The organism is Bacteroidota bacterium (genome assembly GCA_016699695.1).
Lineage (GTDB): Bacteria > Bacteroidota > Bacteroidia > Bacteroidales > UBA10428 > UBA10428.
This window is the reverse complement of sequence record CP065006.1, coordinates 2,836,094-2,858,956: the sequence shown is the minus strand read 5'-3', so window position 1 is coordinate 2,858,956 and position 22,863 is coordinate 2,836,094. Positions and strand designations below refer to the sequence as shown.

Annotated in this window: 19 protein-coding genes; 5 read left to right on the top strand and 14 right to left on the bottom strand. The window is 41.0% G+C overall.

The window, feature by feature from the left end; translation table 11 throughout:
- On the top strand, nt 1–1,062 hold the full coding sequence (locus IPM71_12035) for a glycosyltransferase family 4 protein (GenBank protein QQS50305.1): 1,062 nt from the start codon (nt 1–3) through the stop codon (nt 1,060–1,062).
- Between the two features lie 323 nt (nt 1,063–1,385).
- Here IPM71_12035 and IPM71_12030 read toward each other — a convergent pair whose 3' ends face one another.
- Nucleotides 1,386–2,834 carry a sodium:solute symporter gene (locus IPM71_12030; protein QQS50304.1) on the bottom strand — a complete coding sequence of 483 codons (1,449 nt, stop codon included), beginning with the start codon at nt 2,832–2,834 and terminating at the stop codon, nt 1,386–1,388.
- 142 nt (nt 2,835–2,976) lie between these two features.
- Between IPM71_12030 and recR the strand changes: the two genes are divergently transcribed.
- Nucleotides 2,977–3,588 carry a recombination protein RecR gene (gene recR, locus IPM71_12025; GenBank protein ID QQS52834.1) on the top strand — a complete coding sequence of 204 codons (612 nt, stop codon included), beginning with the start codon at nt 2,977–2,979 and terminating at the stop codon, nt 3,586–3,588.
- 145 nt (nt 3,589–3,733) lie between these two features.
- Here the strand turns inward: recR and IPM71_12020 are convergent, their stop codons facing one another.
- Complete coding sequence (locus tag IPM71_12020) at nt 3,734–3,982, bottom strand: zf-TFIIB domain-containing protein (GenBank protein ID QQS50303.1); 249 nt, start codon at nt 3,980–3,982, stop codon at nt 3,734–3,736.
- Nucleotides 3,983–4,279: 297 nt separating this feature from the next.
- Nucleotides 4,280–5,047, bottom strand: coding sequence for an ROK family protein (locus IPM71_12015; protein QQS50302.1), 768 nt, complete (start codon nt 5,045–5,047; stop codon nt 4,280–4,282).
- A 152-nt stretch (nt 5,048–5,199) separates the two neighbouring features.
- Here IPM71_12015 and IPM71_12010 point away from each other — a divergent pair, with 152 nt between their 5' ends.
- Entirely contained in the window at nt 5,200–6,234 is a 1,035-nt protein-coding gene (locus tag IPM71_12010; GenBank protein QQS50301.1) for an SPOR domain-containing protein, read from the top strand.
- 4 nt (nt 6,235–6,238) lie between these two features.
- Here the strand turns inward: IPM71_12010 and IPM71_12005 are convergent, their stop codons facing one another.
- The 11 genes from IPM71_12005 to IPM71_11955 all read right to left on the bottom strand — a co-directional run bounded on the left by IPM71_12005 (nt 6,239) and on the right by IPM71_11955 (nt 17,844).
- The gene (locus tag IPM71_12005; GenBank protein ID QQS50300.1) at nt 6,239–8,632 is read right to left on the bottom strand and encodes a penicillin acylase family protein; all 2,394 of its coding nucleotides are present in this window, start codon (nt 8,630–8,632) and stop codon (nt 6,239–6,241) included.
- 34 nt (nt 8,633–8,666) lie between these two features.
- Complete coding sequence (locus IPM71_12000; GenBank protein QQS50299.1) at nt 8,667–9,725, bottom strand: hypothetical protein; 1,059 nt, start codon at nt 9,723–9,725, stop codon at nt 8,667–8,669.
- Between the two features lie 14 nt (nt 9,726–9,739).
- The gene (locus IPM71_11995; protein ID QQS50298.1) at nt 9,740–10,048 is read right to left on the bottom strand and encodes a hypothetical protein; all 309 of its coding nucleotides are present in this window, start codon (nt 10,046–10,048) and stop codon (nt 9,740–9,742) included.
- A gap of 74 nt (nt 10,049–10,122) precedes the next feature.
- Nucleotides 10,123–10,977, bottom strand: a complete 855-nt coding sequence (locus tag IPM71_11990; GenBank protein ID QQS50297.1) for a hypothetical protein — start codon at nt 10,975–10,977, stop codon at nt 10,123–10,125.
- Between the two features lie 303 nt (nt 10,978–11,280).
- On the bottom strand, nt 11,281–12,204 hold the full coding sequence (locus IPM71_11985; GenBank protein QQS50296.1) for a DUF3137 domain-containing protein: 924 nt from the start codon (nt 12,202–12,204) through the stop codon (nt 11,281–11,283).
- A gap of 4 nt (nt 12,205–12,208) precedes the next feature.
- Nucleotides 12,209–12,769, bottom strand: a complete 561-nt coding sequence (locus IPM71_11980; GenBank protein ID QQS50295.1) for a LemA family protein — start codon at nt 12,767–12,769, stop codon at nt 12,209–12,211.
- Nucleotides 12,770–12,848: 79 nt separating this feature from the next.
- Nucleotides 12,849–14,987 carry a S46 family peptidase gene (locus IPM71_11975; GenBank protein ID QQS50294.1) on the bottom strand — a complete coding sequence of 713 codons (2,139 nt, stop codon included), beginning with the start codon at nt 14,985–14,987 and terminating at the stop codon, nt 12,849–12,851.
- The gene (maf, locus tag IPM71_11970; protein ID QQS50293.1) at nt 14,974–15,576 is read right to left on the bottom strand and encodes a septum formation protein Maf; all 603 of its coding nucleotides are present in this window, start codon (nt 15,574–15,576) and stop codon (nt 14,974–14,976) included. The genes IPM71_11975 and maf overlap by 14 nt, the downstream gene beginning before the upstream one ends.
- Nucleotides 15,577–15,578: 2 nt before the next feature.
- The gene (locus IPM71_11965; protein QQS50292.1) at nt 15,579–16,547 is read right to left on the bottom strand and encodes a geranylgeranylglycerol-phosphate geranylgeranyltransferase; all 969 of its coding nucleotides are present in this window, start codon (nt 16,545–16,547) and stop codon (nt 15,579–15,581) included.
- A complete protein-coding gene (locus tag IPM71_11960; GenBank protein QQS50291.1) occupies nt 16,541–17,059 on the bottom strand; it encodes an HAD-IIIA family hydrolase in 519 nt (172 codons plus the stop codon). The genes IPM71_11965 and IPM71_11960 overlap by 7 nt, the downstream gene beginning before the upstream one ends.
- A complete protein-coding gene (locus tag IPM71_11955) occupies nt 17,056–17,844 on the bottom strand; it encodes a DUF2520 domain-containing protein (protein ID QQS50290.1) in 789 nt (262 codons plus the stop codon). Before IPM71_11955 ends, IPM71_11960 begins: the two co-directional genes overlap by 4 nt.
- A gap of 205 nt (nt 17,845–18,049) precedes the next feature.
- Here IPM71_11955 and IPM71_11950 point away from each other — a divergent pair, with 205 nt between their 5' ends.
- Entirely contained in the window at nt 18,050–19,144 is a 1,095-nt protein-coding gene (locus IPM71_11950; protein QQS50289.1) for a DegT/DnrJ/EryC1/StrS family aminotransferase, read from the top strand.
- Between the two features lie 270 nt (nt 19,145–19,414).
- The gene (locus tag IPM71_11945) at nt 19,415–22,861 is read left to right on the top strand and encodes a GHKL domain-containing protein (GenBank protein ID QQS50288.1); all 3,447 of its coding nucleotides are present in this window, start codon (nt 19,415–19,417) and stop codon (nt 22,859–22,861) included.
- The last annotated feature ends 2 nt before the right edge of the window (nt 22,862–22,863 follow it).

Genomic DNA, 22,863 nt, shown 5'->3' with positions numbered 1-22,863 from the left:
ATGAAGTCGACAATACTTTATATTTATCCTACTTTTGCGACCTTCATTAAGCGCGACCTTGATTTTTTGTCAGAGAAATTCAGGGTTATCACGCCAAAGCATCATTGGGGAAACAAACAGCTTGCCGCATGGAATTTTGTAAGGCAGTTGGTGTTTATTCTGCGTTATCTTTTTAGGTGTAAGGCCATTTTTGTAATGTTCGGAGGTTATTGGTCGTTTTTACCCGCCTTGTTGGGTCGAATGGCCGGCAAACCAGTGTACATTATATTAGGTGGTGCCGATTGTGTGTCTTTTCCTACCATTCAATACGGTAGTTTGCGAAAACCTCTGCTCAGAACCTTTATCAGGTGGTCATATCGGTTGTGCAGCAAATTGATACCTGTGGACGAATCGCTTGTCTTCAGCCAATACCAGTATTTCGAACCACAGCATTACCAGTTTCAGGGATATAAATACCATTTACCCAAAGTTTCAACTCCTTATGAGGTTATCTACAATGGCTTTGATCCGGTATTCTTTTCGCACGATATATCTCCCAAACGGCCAGACTCTTTTATTGCGATTGCTGCCATTCCAGATAATATGCGATTGAAACTGAAAGGAATTGACCTGCTTTTAGAACTGGCAAAAATATATCCTCAATGCAATTTTACTGTAGTCGGTATTTCGGACCAAATGATTGAGCGATTAGGAAAGGTATCTGAAAATGTGACCCTTATTTCATTCCTTGCCCAGAAAAAAATGAAAGAATATTTGCTTACCAGTCAATATGTTGTTCAATTATCTATTTCCGAAGGATTTCCGAATGCCATTTGCGAGGCCATGTTATGCGGTTGTATACCAATCGGATCTGCAGTTGGGGCAATGCCGAATATAATATCCAATACTGGCTATATTATGGAGCATTCAGATTTAAAGTATCTACAAAATCGTTTCACAGAAATTCTCCTTGCAGATGAACATACCAGAATGATGCTATCCCAAACAGCACGTACACGTATATTAGAGAATTTTCATATCGACCAAAGAAAAGAGGCATTTTACAAATTAATTGGTTCATAACAACCCTCTATTAATTATCCTTGTTGGAAAGTGGTTACTTTATGCATCCATTTTAGCATGAATCTTTTTGATATTTTCATAAATGTAAATGAGTTAACTGAAACAAAATCCAATTAACTCTTTTGTATCTCAATAGTGACAAGGAATAAAAAACTTTTTACCAACTATTTTTGGCCTCTATATCATCTTTTTCAACAGAATTGAAAAACTTTGAATGATTAAAGTGGATACGCCAATTCTGAAATAATATTACTCACACTAACTCAGCAATCGACTTTTATCCAAATCATCTTATGTTTTTGGTTTCAAGTCTGCTCGCTGGCTTATACCTTCCGGTAACTCAGAAAAAACATTCCCGCCAATACAATAATCGCGTTGTAGATCAGCACTTCAAAACCCATTTTATATCCCCAGAATAATTCAGCAGAATATTTGTTCAGAAAGAACATGGCCACAGGCGAAGCGATGGCTAAAACCGGAATATACTTTTCGTGTATTTGGCGTTTGCTGAAAATTCCAAATGCAAACATGGCCAATAAGGGACCGTACGTATAGCCTGCAGCCTTAAATAGCGAACTGATTACACTTGCATTGTTAAAGGCATTAAAAACAATAATAATCAAAGCTATCATCAACGACATACCCAAATGTACGATGATGCGGGTTCTTTTTAACCGGGCTTCGGGCATCTGCCCAGCACCCAAAATGTCGATAAGAAAAGAAGTGGTAAGCGCTGTAAGGGCTGAGTCGGCCGTGGAATAGGCTGCAGCAATGAGTCCGAGTATAAACAAAACACCTACAATTGCAGGTAAATAGCCATTCATGGCAATATGTTGAAACACATCGTCGGTGCGCTCCGGCAACAAAATTCCATTTTGACTGGCATAAATATAAAGCAAGGCTCCAAGGGAAAGGAATAGGAGGTTTACAGGAACAAAGGCCGCACTGTAACTTAACATATTTTTTTGTGCATCTCTCAAACTGCGGCAACTCAGATTCTTCTGCATCATATCCTGGTCCAGTCCGGTCATTACAATGGTAATAAAAGCCCCACTGAGAAAATATTTTATGAAAAAACTCTCCGAACGCCAATTCGAGAAATCAAATACCTGTCCGTACTCACTTTTTGCAATCATTTTTGCTGCACCGAAAAAACCAATATCCATCGACTGTACAATATACCAAACAGAAAGCAATACGGCTAACAGCATAAAAAAGGTCTGAAAGGTATCGGTCCATACAATGGTTTTAATTCCACCCCGAAAGGTATAAATCCAGATGAATATCAGAGTAAGAGCCACTGTCATTGAAAAGGGTACATTTATTTTATCGAAAACAACCAGTTGCAACACATTGGCTACCAGAAACAAGCGAAAGGCAGAACCAATTAATCGCGATACAAGGAAAAGACTGGCCCCCGTTTTATAGCTTATCTTTCCATAGCGTTCGTTCAAATAGGTATAGATAGAAGTCAGTTGCATTCGGTAATAAATTGGTAGAAGAACAAACACAATTACCAGATAACCCATGAAGTAACCCATTACCATTTGCATGTAAAAAAACTTGTTGGTAAGCACCCATCCGGGAACCGACAAAAAAGTAACTCCTGAGAGGGAGGCTCCGATCATACCAAAAGCCACAAGGTACCAGGGCGATTTGCGGTTGCCAATAAAAAATGACAGGTTATTGGCCTTACGGGAAGTAATAATTCCCATGATAACCAGAATTCCAAAATAGGCCAGAATGAAGAAAATGATGGTGGTTGGCGACATACTATTAATTATGCTGCAAGAATAACAAAAGAAATGGATTACTGAAAATTCCGTTGTGATAAATTCTTTTTCTTCAGTGCGCTACAATGATTATTTTTACAGCCTGACACCTAAAAACCATCATAGCACTGAGAACACAAGTATGAACAAAACCTATCCCTCGCAATTACTGACTGCTGCCGTGGAGCAATTCTCCGGTTTGCCGGGCATTGGTGAGCGTACTGCACTGCGTATGGTTTTGTTTTTACTGAAACAGGGAAAAAGCAAATCGCTGCTATTCACCCATGCCATCGAAGAATTCCTGCAACATGTTAAGTTTTGCACTACCTGCCATAACCTCTCCGATACTGAGCTTTGTGCCATTTGTGCATCGCCCAAACGCGATCGTAACACTATTTGTGTGGTAGAAAGCATTAAGGATATTCTTTCGATCGAACAGACCCAGCAATACAATGGACTTTACCATGTCTTGGGTGGAACGATCTCGCCCATGGAAGGCATAGGGCCGCAGGATTTAACCATCGACAGTTTACTTGCCCGATTGCAGGACAATTCGGTTGCAGAAGTGATATTGGCCCTTAGCACCACCATGGAAGGCGATACGACCAATTATTTCCTGAACCGTAAGTTAAAACCTACGGGAGTGAAAGTATCAATTATTGCAAGAGGTATCTCGATAGGAAATGAACTTGAGTTTACCGACGAAATCACCTTAGGCAGGTCAATCCTTAACCGGCAACCATTCGATGCTTAACATCCAAGGATAATCATGTGTTTATGATGTTAGTGGCAAAAACACCCATTAGTATGTAAGTTAGCAGGTTTGGTTTTTTTTATCTGCCTAGCATATTTGATAATCCATCTTTCAAAAAGAACAGTTCTCTAAAAGGATAATTCCATTAAAAATCAAACAATTCACCCAACAATCCTTTTCTCTTTTTATAGTGATATTCCTTATCAGCTACATATCTTTGTTTTTCAGAATAGTGATCGTGCTGTACATCTTTTATGTTTTGTGACGAACGTTCAATTATTTTATCAAGTTCGCCACGGTCAAGCCAAACACCACGGCAATCCGGACAGTAGTCAATCTCTATTCCACTTCTGTCAGTCATTACAAGATTAACATTACAATTTGGACATTTCATTGCTATAACCCTCTCCTATTTAGTGAATACACAAAAATTAAATTCTACCATACATAAAAAGGCTGCTTTCTTTCACTTTATCAACTTTGATATGTATTATTTTTAGAACTTGATTCTATCAATTTCTAAACCATTAAAAAATCAAAAAGTTCGGAGTTATATTATGATTCGATGTTTAATTTTCAACTTCATTATTTGTTCCAATAAAAACTGATCGAACAAAAAAAATTAAACACATTTTTCAATCGTAATAGGACTTAGGATTCCTTTCTGCTGTCAGATTAGCATCAAACCCTACTATGAAATATCTACTTTCTTAAACTGCTTTTTAGCGGCTACTGCAGCTCCAACAATACCAGCTTCGTTGCGTTGTTTTGCCATTACAACAGGAGTTTTAATGTGGATAGCCGGAAGAAATTTCTCAGGTTTTTTGCTCACACCGCCTCCAATAATAATTAGTTCTGGCCAGAACAATTTTTCCATCTCCGTCAAGTATACATTTAAACGCTCCGACCAGGCTTCCCAGTCAAGTTCTTCGGCCTGGCGAACTGAATCGGCAGCAAATTTTTCAGCAACGAGTCCGTTATTCAGGAAAACATGCCCCATTTCAGTGTTCGACACCAACTTTCCGTTGGTAAATAAAGCGCTACCAATACCAGTTCCAATTGTAAGCAGCAACACTGTTCCTTTTATTTTCTGTCCTTCGCCAAAACGCATTTCAGCCATGCCTGCGGCATCGGCATCGTTTACCACCACTGTTGGACACCCGGTTACCTTGGTAAACAATTGCTGTGCATTGGTACCAATCCAGCTTTTGTCAATGTTAGAGGCTGTTTTTACAACTCCATTCAGCACTACTGCCGGAAAACCTACCCCAATGGGTCCTTTCCAGTTGAAATATTGTGCTATCTGGTTTACATGCTCTGCCAGTTGTTGGGGCGACACCGGTATGGGTGTGGCAATCCGGTAGCGATCCTGAAGCAAGCTTCCGCCTTTTGTATCTACCGGGGCTCCTTTTACAGCAGACCCACCCACATCTATACCTAACACTTCTACAATTTTCATCACTAAAATTTTACAGGCACCGCTTGTTTAATACAGTAAATATGTCATTTTTTTTTGTCTTAATGAAATTAAATTATTGTTGACAACTTTAAAAGTCTGACCAATAATAATTTAATAATTTTGATATTAGTTTTATTGAAAACAAAACCGCCATGGAAGACCTGATTATTGCATTGTTAAAGGAAAACGGACGAATAATAGTTCCTGATTTCGGTGCTTTTATAGTAAAAACCAGATCGCCTTTTAAGGTAATTTTTAACGAATTTCTTCAATACAACGATGGGGTTCTGGTAGGTGCCATGGCTGAGAAATATAAATTAGAGCCTACTATCGCAGCCAAAAAGGTCAGTGATTTTGTGAAGCATCTTAATGCAAGTATTGATAAGGGCGAGGCCTTTCCATTTCCTGTTATTGGATTCCTGGCAAAAAGCAGCTCGGGAAAAATCTATCTCAGCGATTCTCTAACAGAGGATGATCACTCAAAAAAGCCAGAACCTTCTTCGATTATGGAGTTGGAAACAAATGAAATTCAGGCCCAACCCACCATTGAAACAAAACAAACACCGGAACCAAAACCCGAAACCCAACCTGCAAAACCCGATTCGGGCAAATCAAGTTTTACAGAGCCGGTAAAACCTGTTGTTATAAAAAACCCTGAACCCATCCCACAAAAAAATGTGTATTACGAAGAGGGCAAAAAGAATTCATGGGTTAAACTGATGCTTTGGGCGGTAGTATTAATAGTGGTAAATGGCAGCATCATCGGATATTTTCTTTTCAATGAGCAGATTAGTTCACTTTTTAGCAAGAAGAATCCAGAACCTGAAACTATCCAAACTACAGTAGAATTCACTGATTCATCAGAAGTTGCTGAAGAGATTATCACTGGCATTGTCAATGACTCAACTCCTGTAATCGGGGAACCAACACAAACACCTACGTCTGAGAAAACCATCATTGGTACCAAATACTATGTAGTAGCAGGAGTTTTCAGAGAAGAAGCCAATGCCGATAAACTGGTCGAAGACCTTATGAAAAAAGGTTATAAAGCTGAGAAATTTGGACGCATAGGCAATTCACATGCTGTATGCTACGATGTATTTGCATCGCGCGCAGAGGCTGACCAGTTTGCCAAAAAAGTGCGGGCCAAGGAAGGCTCCGAGACCTGGGTCAGAGCAGTTGAATAAGCTGCTATTCTTCAACAGGCAATAATTCGAGGTAGTATTTTGTCCTGGTTTTTACCTGCTCATCCGAGAACACTTCCTTGTAATACTTACCATTTATGTAATCCTTCACCTGGTCCATGTAAAATTCGCTCCGGATATGACCAGAGTTTCCGCCTGGAATTACCCCAAAACCTTGATCCCAGTTACCAGGTGTAAAGATATTCCGGTGCGAAGCACCATGATAAACCTCTCCGAACTTAAGACCGCTGAATGAATAAGGAGCCACAGTATGAAAACTGCCACTCACAGCAAAAGGGCCACGATTGAAATTAAAAACCATATCAAGGATTTTCACTTTCGAAAGTGGATGGCTTAAAGTAAGCTGATGCAATTGACCCCATTCCCATTGCGAAGTATTCTTTCCATATTTTTCTGCTAAGTAATCAACAGCCTGTGTGAAACTATTGGTCATTACATCAGAAAGCGATTCCACCTCATCGGTTAAAACATTGTCGACAAAACCTGATTCCCCTTTCTGAATCAGGGCATACAGAGCCTGTCTTACTAAAGTATTATTCTGAATAAACTGATTGTAAAGGCTGTCGCCCAATTCATCGCGGTAGGTATTCTCCACCAGCATCACCAGGCTTGTTTCAAACAATGTCGGGGCAACCAACTCCTTATCCATGGAGCCATTCCATTCCGAAAGTTCTTCAAAAGCCTTCTTGTAGTGAGATTCCTTACTGCTGACATCTATAAATGGTAACAGTTTTTCAATAAAAAGCCTGGCATATTCCGATTGAAAATCATTCTGTATGGCCGTAAAATCATCAGCCGACAGCAAATCCTTTTCATCCAGCATTTGGCGAATACGGTCGATACGGTAAGGAAGTCCATACCAGGTACCGATATGATAAGGATAGTCTGGACCTGTAGTTTTATTGTTGGCCGAAGAAACATAGCCTCTTTCCGGATTGTATTCATGAGGCAGGGAATCGAAAGGCAACAGACCTTTCCAGTCATACTCATCTGTCCAGCCGGGCAAAACTTCAAATACTGCGTTTCGCTTGCGCACAGGCACACCTGCACAAGCATACAATCCAATATTTCCGCTTGCATCTGCATAGGCAATATTCTGGCTTACCGATCGAAAAGTGCTGAAAGCATCCTTAAATTCTGTCCAGTTATTGGCGCGGTTCGTTTTATACATGCATAAAATTTCGTTGCTGGGTTCGTCGCCAACCCAACGAATCGAAAGTACTCTGTCGGTTATACCTTTAGCCTCAGAAACCACAGGGCCACGGTGAGTGCGCCTATAGGTTCTTTCAAACACAGAACCTGAACTACTCTTTATGGATTCCTTACTTATTTCAAAATCAAGCCATTGACCATTAAAGAAATACTGATTAGCATTTTCCGGATTGATTTTCTCTTCGTAAAAATCGAGGTTGTCGACATAAGTATTGGTCATTCCCCAGGCAATGCTATCGTTATGGCCTACAATAATAAGTGGCTGACCCGGAAGTACCAGTCCCGAAACATTGAGCCTGCCAGGTATCTGCTGGTGCATCTGCAACCAGATTCCGGGTACGCTGTACGATAGGTGCATATCGTTGGCAAGTATGGGTTTTCCGGTGGTGCTTTTTTTACCGGAAACAGCCCAGTTGTTGCTGCCGCAAAAAACATCGGCACCCAATGGGTTCAGTTTTTCGAGTTGAAGCAAGGCATTGCTGGCTAAAAGCTGGGAACAGGTACTGTCAAAAACAGGAGTGAATGGAAGCTTGTTATCTGGCAATAATTCTGCATAAAGGGCACTGTCCAGCCTGGACTTTAATTGTTCTAAAAGGAGCTCATTCCATCCCGATTTTAAATCCCAGGCCATGTAACCGATAAGGTTTAAGGATTGATATGATTCCCAGGGTTCAGGCTGGTATTTCAGCAAAGTAAATTCAATGGGTAATTTCTTGCCAAGCTGCGAAATATACTGGTTCACCCCGTCGGAAAAAGCTTCGAGAGCCAGAACAACGTGTTCAGGAGTTTGAGTAAGCAATTCCTTCGATTTGTTGGAATATTCCAATGAGCGAAGCAAAAGATCTGTTTCGACAAAGCTGTCTCCGAATATTTCCGAGAGCCTACCGAGGGTAATTCTACGAAGAAGGTCCATTTGCCAAAGCCTGTCCTGGGCCATGGTATAACCCACCGCACGGTATAGATCGGCCTCGTTGGCAGCCACTATATGGGCCACAACTGTGCTGTCGCGAAACACTTCTACCTTTTCAGTAAGTCCTGTAAGCTTTATTTGTCCTTCGTACTGGGGCAAAGCCCGACGAGAAAGCAATTGAATTAAAATGAAGCCGAAAAGAACAACCACAAAAACGATTGTCAACAGGATTAGTAATATTTTTTTTAATCGATTCATAATGCATTTATAGCTAGAGTGATTCGAAAACAGCTTAATTAAACCTAAACACCAACAATACCGGATGATGGTCGGAATTTGCAAATTGCAGGTCGATGGTTTGGCAGCTCAGCACCTCAATGTCGGGCGAGGCAAGAAAATAATCGATGATGGTAACCAGAGTCTTTTCTTGATCATAAGGAATCATCAGGCGACGGTTGGTAGGTACCCTATCATCGTAATGAAAACTCCATCCATCTGCAGGAAAAGCTTTGCTATTGATTACGAAATCGAGGGTGTCGAAAATATATCCTGCTTCTCTAATCGTTTCTTTTACATTAATATTCGGACTCTGGTTCCAGTCTCCCCCAACCAGGAACGATTTTTCGGTTTTGCTTTCCTCAGCAAGGTGCCCATACAATTGCTCGATTTCGGCCTCACTAAGGGTACCATTGTCGTAGGCAGAGTTATGGGTATTCACAAGTAAAAACTCCTTACCACATTCGCGTTTGAATTGGTTTACAAGAAAGCAGCGGTCGAGCATGAATAGGTCTTTGGGCCATGGAAAGCTAGCCGAAAAAGAATGTCTTACTGTTTCAGACGGTACATGTTTCGAGAGGCTCAGCAAACCAGATTGCACCCTGCCCATAGGATTGAGTAATGGCATGGGCACAAAGGAAACTTTGTAATTCAAGGTAAAAAATGGAAAATATCCTGGCAATGCCATATTCAGGTGATCGACCATGTCGATGCCATAGCTGCGGTGTGAGTTCATGTCAACCTCTTGCAGCAACATAAAATCGACGGTGTCGTTATCCAAAAGAAAACCTATGATATTCTGCAAGTTCTCACGCACATTTTCTTCTTTGTCGCGCACCATTTTGCCTCCATCGTAAAAGAAATCCATTCCGGCTCCCAGGCCGGAATAACCTATGTTCCAGATAAGCACAGAATAAGTTGCCGAATCGGAAAGCAGAAAGTCATCGTCGATTTTGCTGATTTGCTCCTGAGGTTCGGGTTTGTAGTCACGAATTGTTGCCAGGGCAATTACCGTAGCAAGATAAAGTACCGGAAGAACCACCAGCACGAGTAGTATCCTGAAGAAAATTTTCATAATATGCAGATTGGCTAATTAATAAGCGATGCTCCACGGCGTTGTATCTCTGCCTCCAGCAGGTCTTCGGACAATTCACTACTGCATCGCACCACGAGCAGTGAATCTTCTTTCTGAAGAATAATCTGATCGATGCCCTCGATGGTAAAAATCATTTTCCAAAGGGAGTCGGCCACCAGGCTGTCTTCCATACCAGAGACCCTGAACTCAAACACCTGAAGGTTTGATGTATCGGATGCAACTGTTGTTGATTCGGAATTCGATTGTTTTTTACAAGATGCTATAAGAAGGAGCAATACAATCCCTAATAAAAACTTTCTCATGATGTAGATAATTTGCAGATTGGAGGCATAAATCTACAATTTTTCCATTAGAATAAAAGTAGATAATCAATGATCTATTCGTATTGGTACTTCATGTACAATATCATTTTTCCCTTACCATCATATTCAATTTTTCCGCTTAACAGTCCATCGGGTCTGTATTCAAAGATCCGATAGGGCAGTTTGGAGCCATCGGGCAATATCAGGTTAACTTCTGAAGCATTCCCCGATAAATCATACACATACTCCAATACCCTATAGATTGAATTAATGTTTTTCGTAAATATTTCGCTCTGGAGCTTATTGTCCGAATAAATTAACTCGCTTGAAAACTTCATACTCGATTCGCCATCGAATTGAGTGTGGCGAGTTAATATTCCGGTATCGGCTGATGTATATGTCCAGATGTCTTTTTGTGCGACCATGCCGGGTGCAAGATAGGTGCGTTCGATAATGGATTGACCCGGTTCAGGATTTTCAAAAATGGTCTGGTAAATGGTGTTTCCATAAGCATCGAACCCGAGCTCCCTTATGAGGTAGTTATTTTCGTACTGATAGGTTGTTTTTTGAAGCACCTCGCCGGTAGGGTGAAATTCGGTTTCGGATTGGGGCAGACCGTTTGCATCGTAACTGAAAATAAGAATGGATATCTTTCGGCCCGTTTTGTCGTAGTGTACTATTTCTTTGGGTCTGCCATCGGCAAAATATTTTACCACTTTTTCGGTGTAGCTTTCGCCAAGCACCATACCCTCCTCTATTTTATAACGAATATCTCGACGAATAAGCAAACCCGACTTTTTTACCACCTCAGCCTCCTGAAAATAGGTTACCATTTCAGCCGGGGCCTTTGGCAACGAAAACTGGCAAAATGCATGAGTTGATGCCAGCGAAATCAAAAAAAGCATCAAAGGAGCGAACTTAACTGCCATAGAATTTTGCTTTAAAATGAAAAGTTACAAAAATGCTGGAATATCAAAGCAAAGCTTTATGAGTATTATTTACAAATAACTATTGGTTATAGCACATGATTAATAAGAAGCAAGGCAAAGAACTGCATACCTGCAAACTTCTTTAACTTGATTGATTATAAGCCTCCGAAAGGATTCGCTTTCATTATATATTAGAACGGATTAATCTTTCACTCGAATTCTTTTTTTCCAGCTCACTATTTTGAAGATTTGGGAAAGAAACTTGAATCAAAGGAGTAATAGTCAGGGAAGGGCAAAGTACTGCTATTGCTTCGACCATATCCTTAAATTTAAATTTAAGTCTTCCACTAAGCCTGTATAGAGCATAATTGGATTATAGTTTTTCTTTATAAAATCCAAATCGAAAGGTTCAAATAATGCAGGTTCGAAAAGATTTGTAAAATTGGGTATGGCACAATATAAACGATTGTCGACAAATGAAAAGGAAAGCTTTTTTCTTGTCTTTCGCTTATAATCCAATAATCGCTTCATTAAACTTGGTGTGAGAATATATCGAGCTTCAACCTGGTCTGAGCTTAAAACCAAAAATTCTTTTGAAAATTCAATATCCTCGAGCTTTATTCTCTTGAAATTATGAATGAGTTGCTTATTTAATCTATTATAAAGTGATGATAAATTTGCAGAAAGCACAAATGTCTTTGATTTGAAGTTTTTATTAAATGAAGCTGAGATAAAAATCCCTTTAAATATTTCTTTTTCACCATTTGACAAGGCTGTAGTTTCGCAGAACATAATCAATGTATTTCCTAATTTAAAACACATTAAATCCTCTCCTTTTGCGATTGCAATGTACTTCGGAAACAACATACTTTTTTCTAAAACAGATTTTGCTATTCTCTGATTTGCGATATATTCATACTCTTCAAATAAGAACGACAATAACTCAGACAATATTTGATTCTTAAAATGCTTCGTTAGAAATCTAGCCATTTCCAGGAATGTTTGAATAGAAAATCCCAAAAATATTGCTGGAGGCAAACAAAAAAATAAAATCAATATTGGTTGTTTCGACACTATTCCCAATACTATCAATAAACTGCTAAAAATTGCAGCATACATGTATTTCTTCATTTTCTGAACCTTCTCTATCCTATATTGCTCTAAAGGCTGGAGTAGAAGTTGTAATTTCGATAAGAAAAAATGCTGCAATTCAGCCTCAGACTTCATAAAACTATTGTTTAAAAAGGTCTGCTGCATTGATATTCTTGCGTTCGGTTTCTGGTATTTCGAAAACCTTTTTCGCAGAGAAACCATATATTCGGGCAATTATGCTTGCAGGAAAAGTTTGGATTGAATCATTATAATCTGCTATTGATGCATTATAATATCTTCTCGAAGCCGAAATTTGTTCTTCAGTTTCGTTCCATGCACCTTGAAGTTTAAGAAAATTTTGGTTTGCCTTTAAATCAGGATAATTTTCAACCGAAACCAATATACTATTCAACCCTTTAGAAATATCATTATGGAGAGTAATTTTATCTTCATTTGTCAATTTATCAGTAAGATTTGACCTTAACCTAGTTATCTCTTGTAAAACAGATGCTTCGTGTATCATATATTGCTTGACAGTCTCAATTAAATTCGGTATCAAATCGTAGCGCTTTTTAAGCATAGCATCCATAGAACCAAATGCATTTTCTGTCTCATTCTTTTTTCTAATTATGTTATTGTATAGAAAAATAATATAAAAAGCCGTTAAAATCAGAATTCCTAAAATTACGTATCCTACCATTTGTTTATTTATTTAGTTATTTAATCGCTTATTATTTATTACACTTTCTCGCCCAACTTCCCATTCTATGAACACTACCCTACCACACAATATCCATTTCGTCGAATAGGTAGCTGCTCTGGGCATATTTATCGATGATAAACAGCACATAGCGGATATCCACGCTGATGTTCCGGCAGATGGCATCGCTGAAATAAAAATCGCTCATAGTGCCTTCCCAGGTGCGGTCGAAGTTAATGCCCACAAGCTGCCCGTATCGATTCAGTACCGGGCTGCCCGAGTTGCCTCCGGAAGTATGGTTAGAGGCAATAAAGCACAATGGTAATTTCCCATCGGCAGTGGCATAGCGGCCAAAATCTTTTTGGCGAAGCAACTCAATGAGTTTTTCCGGCACCTGGTAATCGGGAAAATCCATGGATGCTTTTTCTAAAATTCCGTCGGAATAGGTCTGAAAATGGTAAATATGGGCATCGCGGGGCGAATAGCCCGAAACGTTACCATAGCTAAGCCGCATTGTGAAATTGGCATCGGGATAAAAAAGCCTGGATGTATCAATCTGCGGCAACAAGGAAGTGTATGCTCTGTAAAGGCTGTCGAGCCGTGCAGAGTAGTAGTCATACCCACCTCGCAGCTGGTTGTTGAAAACCGCCAATAACTCTTGAAACAATTGCGCAAAGGGATCGTTGGTGAAAGCCTTCACATCATGGTTCGAGATTTTCTTCAGCGCTTTTGTAAACCGTACCGAATCGGTTAGAATGGAAGTAGAATATAAGTTGTCCAGGTATTTCTGCCAGCCCTCTTCGGAATCCAAAGAGTTGAAACCTGCCGGTTGAAAAGTACTGCTGGCATTTTTTCTGAAATAGTTTAGCATAAAGCTTGTCAACTGTTTGTCGACCTTTTGGTTGTAATCAGAAAAAAAAGTATGTGCTGTCGCAGTCAGTTCTGCTATCTCTTTTTGCTGCTCTGCACCGGATTCCAGATTCAGGATATTATTTCTTATTTGCGCATAAAACTTTATAGGTTCGATACCCCAGATTGCTTCGCTAAACAGGTTATTGGCCAAGTAATAAGGTTCGAATTCGCCATAGCTTGAGTTAAAAGCGGTGTAGAGTGATTCGAGATTTGGCTTTAGTGTTCCGGCGCCAGCCAGCAAATCCGCTTCGTATTGCTTGCGCATTTCGATTACTGCATAACGATTAAAACCATACAATACACCCTTCCATTTCTTCCATGCATTGCTTATGCGTTGGTGTTTCGAAGCGTACTGAATGTATACAAGCTCATCGGCCGATCGAGCTTTGTCGATAATTTCGAGGCGGCCATCGCGCAGGGCAATGCTCTGCGGATAAAGTTTGTTGCCAGTTAGTTCAAGGGCACCGGAATAAAGATATTGCTGAGTAGAACCAGGAAAACCCAACACCATGGTAAAATCGTCCTCCGCTATTCCCTGGGCCGATATGGTAAGAAAACTTTGTGGTTGGTAAGGAATATTTTGTTCCGAATAGGGGGCAGGGTTGCCATCAGGCCCGGTATAAATTCGAAAAAGCGAGAAATCACCCGTATGCCTGGGCCATACCCAGTTATCGGTATCGCCGCCATAACTACCGATGCTTTCGGGTGGAGTTCCTACCAATCGCACATCATGAAATACCTGGTAGGTAAAAAGATAATAAGTATTGCCATAGAAAAAACTCTCGATGGAGACTTCGAGCCGGAGCGAATCAGCCATTGCTTTTTCGAGGCTGTCAATACGCCTTTCAATTCGGTCCTTACGGGTAAGGTAATTGCGAATGGTATCCAGGTCATGGAGCACTTGATGGGTATAGTCAACCATACTGGTTAAAAAGGAAACCGACAAGTCAGGATTGGGAAGTTCTTCGGAGCGCTTAGTAGCCCAAAAACCATCGCGTATATAATTTTTCTCCAAGGTACTGTGCTGCTGTATCTCAGGAAAACCGCAATGGTGATTGGTAAGAAGCAGACCATCTCGCGAGATCAGTTCTGCAGTGCAACCTCCACCAAAAATCATGACCGAATTAGTAAGGCAAGCCCTGTTGATGCTGTAAATTTCTTCTGCAGAAAGCATAAATCCGCGTGCCTGAAGGTCTGCATAGTTAACCTGTTCGATTAAAACAGGCAGCCACATGCCCTCCCTGGCTGTCAAAGGTTTATGGCTCAAAACTAAAACCAGTAAAAACAGCAGACTAATTTGTTTCATCGTGTAAGAATTTAATCAGTTCGGTATAAAGCTTCTGAACAGGCAGCCCCATGACATTGTAAAAAGAGCCTTCAATTTTTTCGATGGCCGAATAGCCTATCCATTCCTGTATGCCATAGGAGCCGGCTTTATCGTAGGGCTTATACTTATTGAGGTAATAGTCGATTTCACGGGAGTCAAGGTGCCTGAACCACACTTTGGAGAGTGAATGAAATTCGATTATTTTATTTTGACTTCGCAGGCATACCCCGGTAACTACTTCGTGCATGCTGCCAGAAAGTTGGCTTAACATATCGGTGGCATGCTTAAGGTCGCGTGGCTTGCCAAGTTCCTGCTTGTTGTGCCAGACAATGGTGTCGGCAGTAATGAGTATGTTGTTGTTCAATAACAAATCGGAATAGGCATCTGATTTATGCCGGGCCAGGAACACCGGAATTTCGGTTTTTCCCAAACCAGCAGGCACTGTTTCATCAATACCTTCGCGCACAAAAACTGTAAAATCAATGTCGAGTCCTTCGAGCAAAGCTTTTCTGCGGGGCGACTGTGATGCCAAAATGAGGGAATAGTTTTTTAAAGTTTCTTGTAACATGGCTAAAAGTAAAAAACAAAAAATCGGGCTACAACAATGTAGCCCAGTCCACCCAGCATGGTTATTTTTAAAAGGAAGCTTGCCTTGTGATACTCATTTTTGCCTGCAGCTTTGTAAAAAGCAAAAAGAAAAAACCCGAGAGGTAACAATACCGCTGTGATTGTATAAAGGATGCTAACGATGCCCGACAAGTATACAGCCATAGCGGCCAAAACTAAGAGCAGGCTGATGGAGGTGAGAAGTATCACAATGGTTCTGGCAGTGTCAGGGCCCCAGGCAATGGGTATGGTTTGCCTACCAAAGGCAAAATCACCTTCAAAGTCTTCTAAATCCTTTACTATTTCCCTTATCAGTGTCAACAGAAATGCAAAGGCAGCGTAAACACCAATCCAAGCTACCATCACATTCAGGTTGGCACTGTCGGCCTGAAGAAAATAGCGATAGCGGTTCAACAGTGAAGGCAGTTCGAATAACACAATCAGTAAGGGCACACTGGCTACCATAAAAGCCACCATTACATTACCCAACAATACCTGCTGTTTGTAGGTAGTAGAATAAAACCACAACAGACCACTCATCAGGATAAAGATGATCCCCAATTTCAGTGATCCAGCCTTATAAGCCACCAACAGCCCCAGGGCAACGCCCACAATATTTAGCACAATATGCCAGACCATACCAGTGCGCTGGCTGAGTATCCGCCCCAGAATAACACGCCCCGGTCGGTTGATGAGATCGGCTTTTCGGTCGAAATAATCGTTGATCACATAACCGCCTCCGGCAATGCAGAGGGTAGCCAAAACAAGCAAATTAAAATAAAGTGTATTAAGTGTAGGAATAAAGGCTGTAGCATTTAGCACAGGCAACACCACAAACCAACGCAACAAATACATTGTAGCAGCAATAATCAGCAGATTACGAAAACGTATGAGCCTGAAAAAGGCCCTTGTGTATTTAAACCATCTTACCATATAAACGATTGATCGTTAAACCAATTACCGTGTAAACGCATCGCCTGTTCAATTACATCGCGCACACAACCCTCCCCGCCTCTTTTATTGGAAATATAGATTGAAATATCTTTAATTTCGTCTGCTGCATCGGCCGGGCAGGAAGGAATTCCGCATCGCTGCATCACCTCGTAATCAGGCAGGTCATCGCCCATATAGAGGATATTCTCATACTCGAGATGGTACTTGAAGCGGAAATCCTCAAAATCGTCTAGTTTGTTCGAAGAGCGGAGGTAAATATCTGTAATCCCGAGGTTGCTGAAACGTTTGCGCACTTCTTCGGAGGTGCCTCCTGAAATAATGGCCACCGGATAACCTGCCTTCACACAGTGCTGCACGGCATAGCCATCTTTGATATTCATGGCACGCACATATTCATTGCCGGCCATCAGGTATACCTGTCCATCGGTAAACACTCCGTCGACATCAAATACAAAGGCTTTTATTAAGTGTAATTTTTCTTTGAAGTTCATAAAGGCATTCTGGAATAATAATCGGTAATGCTATTGCTCAGCAGGCTGTATATTTTTTGCAATTCGTGGTTGCCAGTGAGCAAATCTATATGTTTTTTCACGATTTTAACATCGCCTCTGCGGGCAGGTCCTGTTTGCATATCGCGCGGATGATGTGCTTTAATTTTCCTGAAAGTTTCTTCGAGCAAGGGATGCAACAGGCCCGAATCCAGGTTGTGTTGTTCGAGAAAATCGAACACACGGGCAAACAGGTGGTTGGAGAAATTATTGGCCATCACCCCTGCAAGGTGCAGGTGCATACGCTCGGTTGAATTGAGCGTAACAATTTTATCGGTTATTTTTCTGGCTAAAAACAGTAGTTGTTCCATCACAGCCTCATTGGATGCCTCGAGGCTCACTGGCAAACTCACCTGCCCCTGATCAACCTCTGAGGATAAAGACTGAAAAGGATAAAAAACCCCCGCATTACGATGGTATGCAAGAAGTAACGAAAGAGGTACACTTCCCGAAGTGTGGACCACCGTTATCTCAGGATTGGGAATTTCCCCGGCCAACTCTTCTATGGCATCATCGCTCACACATAAGAATAAAATGTTTGATTCCCGGGGAATCATTTTAATACTATCGGAAGATAAAGCCCCTACCATTTGAGCCAACTCACTGGCCTTGGAAGCAGACCGGCCATAGACCATATTTACCGGGATACCTGCCTGAAAAAACCGCAAAGCAAGATGCCGGGCCACATTGCCGGTTCCAAGAATGCTTATGTTCAGAGGATTGTTCATAGTGCCATAAAGATAGGGCATTTGCCCAACTTACAAAACTAATCAGGCAGACAAAGCATGCCATTTAAAAGCAAACATTTACTGTTAAAGAGCACGGGCGGGGTGTTCGTCAAATTTAGCTTCCATTCCTCCGAAGTTCATTCCCATTAAAACTATCTTTGCGGCATAATTAATTCGATTATAAAAATTACTAAATATCACATTTATGAGTTACAAAGTAGTACAACTTCAACCCTATGTAGGCCAGGAAGAAATTGCCAACCTCACAAAATCCATCAACGACGGATGGCTTACTGAAGGGCAGTTTTCGCAGCAATTTCTTGATGGCATAAAAGAAATAACCGGTGCAAAATACGCAGTATTGGTCAACAACGGAACACTTGCCCTCTATCTGGCTCTTTTAGCAATGGGAATTAAACCCGGCGACGAAGTGATTGCCCCTTCGTTCAGCTTTAATGCCACAGCCTCTCCCATTGCCATAATAGGTGCCAAGCCCGTTTTTATCGACATACGCGAAGAAGACCTGCAAATAGATGTGACCCAACTTGAGGCGGCTATCACTCCTAAAACAAAAGCCATTATTCCGGTACACATGTATGGCCAGGCTTGCGACATCGAATCGGTAATGAAAATTGCAAAAAAACATAACCTTATGGTGTTGGAAGATGCTGCACAGGGTTTTGGTGTTACCTTTAAGGGAAAACATGTGGGCACCTTTGGCGATTATGGAATGATCTCGTTTTTTGCCGATAAAACCATCACCTGTGGCGAAGGTTCAGTTGTGTTGATGAACACCGAAGAGCATTTCGATAAAATTAAACTAATCCGTAACCAGGGTCGTCCTAATAGTGGAACCTTTATTCACCCTTCGCTGGGCATGAATTTCAGAATGACCGACCTTCAATGCGGTGTTGGCGTGGCCCAGCTGGCAAAATTCCCCGAGATTAAAGCCAGAAAAACTGAAAATTACAATTACTATTACGAATTGCTAAAAGACTGCCCGCAAGTAAAATTTATCGGCATGAACCCCGATTCTAATTTTGTTCCCTTCAGGGTGAATATCAGAGTGGAACGCCTCGAGGAAATGTTGCAATACCTGGAAAATAACCAGCTTCAAACTCGCAGGCTATTTTACCCTATGCACCGTCAACCTTGTTTCAGTTACCTGGGATATAAGGAAAATGATTTACCTGTTTCGAACAAGGCATATGCCGAAGGCCTCTCACTGCCAGTGCACCTGGGCTTGAAAAAAGAGGATATCGAACTTATTTGCGATACCATTAAAGCATTTTATAAATAAACAAGTTTTTATTGCATAGAAGAACCTGCAATCCGCCCTGGCGGATGAGCAGGTTTTTTTGTTTCCAGCCGATAAAAAATCCGATATGAACCTGGGTTTGAATTTATAATTCTCATACAAATTCGAAATGAAAAGAGCAAAGCCATGGAATTTACTTTTTTGAACCTTTGAAATGAATTATCCAACAAATTAATTCACTTTTTTTATTACCTTTTACTAAACATTTTAGGTTAACCAGTAAACCCCTAAAAAGCACTTTTTTACCAAAGAATGAATTATTCAGATTTCCGTAAAACAATTAAGTATATTTTATCCTTGCCTTTGAAAATAATACTTTTAGGCTCCCCAAAGCTTCTTTTTTTTTGGGGCTTTATCTTGTTTTTCGGTTTGATCAAAGCCCAAAACTATCCAATTGAGATTTCAGCCATTTACGATAAATATGGAATTCCGCCAAGTGCCACATTCGCGATAATAGAAGACAATCAGGGTTTTATCTGGTTTGGGACCATTGATGGTTTGTATCGCTATGATGGTTTTAATTACAAAATTTTCCGTAATGACCCGAATAACCCTAATTCGATTTCGAACAACACCATACGTGCTATGGCCATTGACAGGGAAGGTATACTTTGGATAGGAACACAAGGCGGAGGCTTAAATGCCTTTGACCCAACCACAGAAATATTCCAACACTATCAGAATTCCGGTAAAAAGACGGGTGAAATTAGCGGCAACACAGTATGGTCTGTATTAATAGCAAAAGATGGTTCTATTTGGGTTGGTGTTTCCGGGCAGGGCCTCGACCGGTTAGATCGAGAGTCAGGAACCTTTGAGCATTTCAGTGTGTTGGAAAATGGCGAAAAAATTCAACAGGAACAAAGTATTCGATCATTGCTGGAGGTTGAAGATGGGACAATATGGGCTGGTATCACTACCCTTGGCATTTCAGCATTGAACCCAAAAAATGGAAAGGTTAAGCAGATTATTCATCAATACCACGACCAAACCGCACTCACCAACGACCAACCCTTTGATATGATTCTGGGTCATGATGGAAATATCTGGATTGCCACTTATGGTGGAGGAATCAACATTCTTAATCCGGTAACTTATCAGATAGACCACATCAGGTATCAGACCGGAACTAACTCAATAATATCCGACCTCACTTATAGCATTGCACAACGCATAGAAAAAGAATACTGGTTTGCCACCGAATACGGTATTAGCGTATACAATGCCCAAACCGGCCAGTTTAAAACATTTCAACAGGGAAATACCAGTGAATCGATCAACGAAAACCGTGTACGTAAAATATTTATCGACAGCAAAGGCATTGTTTGGGCTGGTTCGGAAAGTGGCGTGGACCGTTTGGTGTTGCAATCGAATTTTAAAATGTACAACAACTTTATCCCATCCGCAACAGGCAGTAGTAAAAGTATTGTCAAAGCCATTTCGTCAGACGAGAATTTCCTTTGGATAGGATTGATAGACAATGGCCTTGTGCGTCTTTCCCCAGCCGCCCATTCAATCAAGCGCTACTACAATTCGAATTATGCCCCCAACAGCCTTTCGAGTAACAACATTAACGCCATTCTTATCGACAGCGAACAAACCATGTGGTTATCGGACTGGAATAGCGGACTGATGAAATACAATCGCGAAAAGGATAATTTCACCCTTATTTCGAATGCCTATTACGAACAGGGACGTTTACCCGATAACCGTGTTCAACGCATTATTGAAGGAGAAAAAGGAATATTGTGGATTTCGACCGAAGGAGGTTTATCGCGATACGATATTAAAAGCAACAGCTTTATCAATTACACCCATAATCCGAACGATACCAATAGTCTAAGCAGCAACTCCCTGCAATCTCAGGCAATTGTCTTCGACCCCGATAGCAATCTCTGGTTGGGTACCTGGTCTTTTGGCCTCAACAAAATGGAATTTACCAACATGGAGCGCACAGAGGCAAATTTTAAACGATTCAGGCATGATCCACAAAATCCGAACAGCCTGCCTAATAACAATGTAATATCACTACTTCACGATGACAGCTTATTATGGATTGGTACTTTTGGCGGCGGATTAAGCCGCTACGAGATAGAAACAGAGAAGTTTACAAGCTATACTACCCGCGATGGTTTGCCCAACAACATTGTGTTTGCCATTGTAAAAGATAAAAACGGGAACTTGTGGCTCAGTACAGATTTTGGAATCTCGATGTTCAATCCTAAAACAGAAGAATTTCAGAATTACACCGCCGAAGATGGCCTGCAGGGAAACCATTTCTTTTGGGGTGCCGCCTATAAAGACAAAGAAGGAGTAATCTATTTTGGTGGCATCAATGGCCTAAATAGTTTTATTCCGGAAGAGGTAAAACCCGATACAAGCCCAGCACCTGCTGTGTTGATAGACATAAAGCTATTTAATGAGTCGGTCATGCAGCAACGGCTCGATAAATCTGAGAACAAAGTGGTTTTTTATTACGACGAGAATTTTGTTTCGTTCGAATTCGCTGCTTTAGACTATTCGGTGCCCACCAAAAACCAATACCGCTATAAGCTGGAAGGATTTGACAAAGAATGGGTTAATCTGACAGGACAGAACAGTTCTTCCTACACTAACCTGCAGCCTGGCAAGTACACTTTTATGTTACAGGTTTCAAACAGCGATGGCTTTTGGAATCCGGAGGTAGTCACAACTCAAGTGATCATAGTGCCGCCCTGGTGGAAAACGGTGGTTGCCCAAATCAGTTTTATTCTTTTGCTGCTGGCTGCCATTTTTGGTGGTTATAGAATTAGGTTAAAAGCCTTGCAAAGCCAAAAGAAGTTGCTCGAAGAACAAGTACGCTTGCGCACAAAGGAAATTGAACAAAAAAACCATCTGCTTAACGAACAACGGGATGAACTCGCAACACGCAATAATAAACTGCACAAAACCCTCAGTGAACTGGAAGATGCCCAGGCAGCATTGATAAAATCAGAAAAAATGGCCGCATTGGGTATCCTCACTGCCGGTGTTGCGCATGAAATTAACAATCCGCTGAATTTTATTTCAGTGAGTATCGAAAACATCAAATCTACCCTTTCCGATTTTCAAGCACTTGAATGCCATGCCGATTCTCAAAACCTGGATGAACTTTTTGAGCTCATCGGTCATGCTGAATCTGGAATAGAGCGAATAATAAACATCGTTGGAGGATTAAAAACCCTAATGAATAATAACGAAGAGAGCTTTGAATGGGTTGAGCCGGAGGTGCTGGTAAATGAGTCGGTAACCTTCCTTGCCCATAAAATCCCCTCTTCAATCGATCTTCACATTCAAATCGAGTCCACTCCTCCGATTAAAGCCCGAAAACACCGCTTGTCGCAGGTGCTTATTAACATCATCGACAATGCACTGCAAGCTATCGAAGAAGGCAATTCTTCAGGTACTGGATGCATTGAAATTGTGGTTAAAAGACGCGCCTACATGCACACCGATTGTGTACTATTCGAAATAGCCAATTCCGGACCACCGATTAAAGATGAAATTATCAATTACCTGTTCGATCCGTTCTTTACCACCAAAGCACCGAACAAAGGATCGGGTTTGGGGTTATACATAACCCATAGTATTGTTAACGAGCATAATGGTTATGTTGATGTAAAAAACAAAGAAGGAAAAGTAATTTTTTCTATTTTTGTTCCAATACAAACTGATTTGGGTTAAAA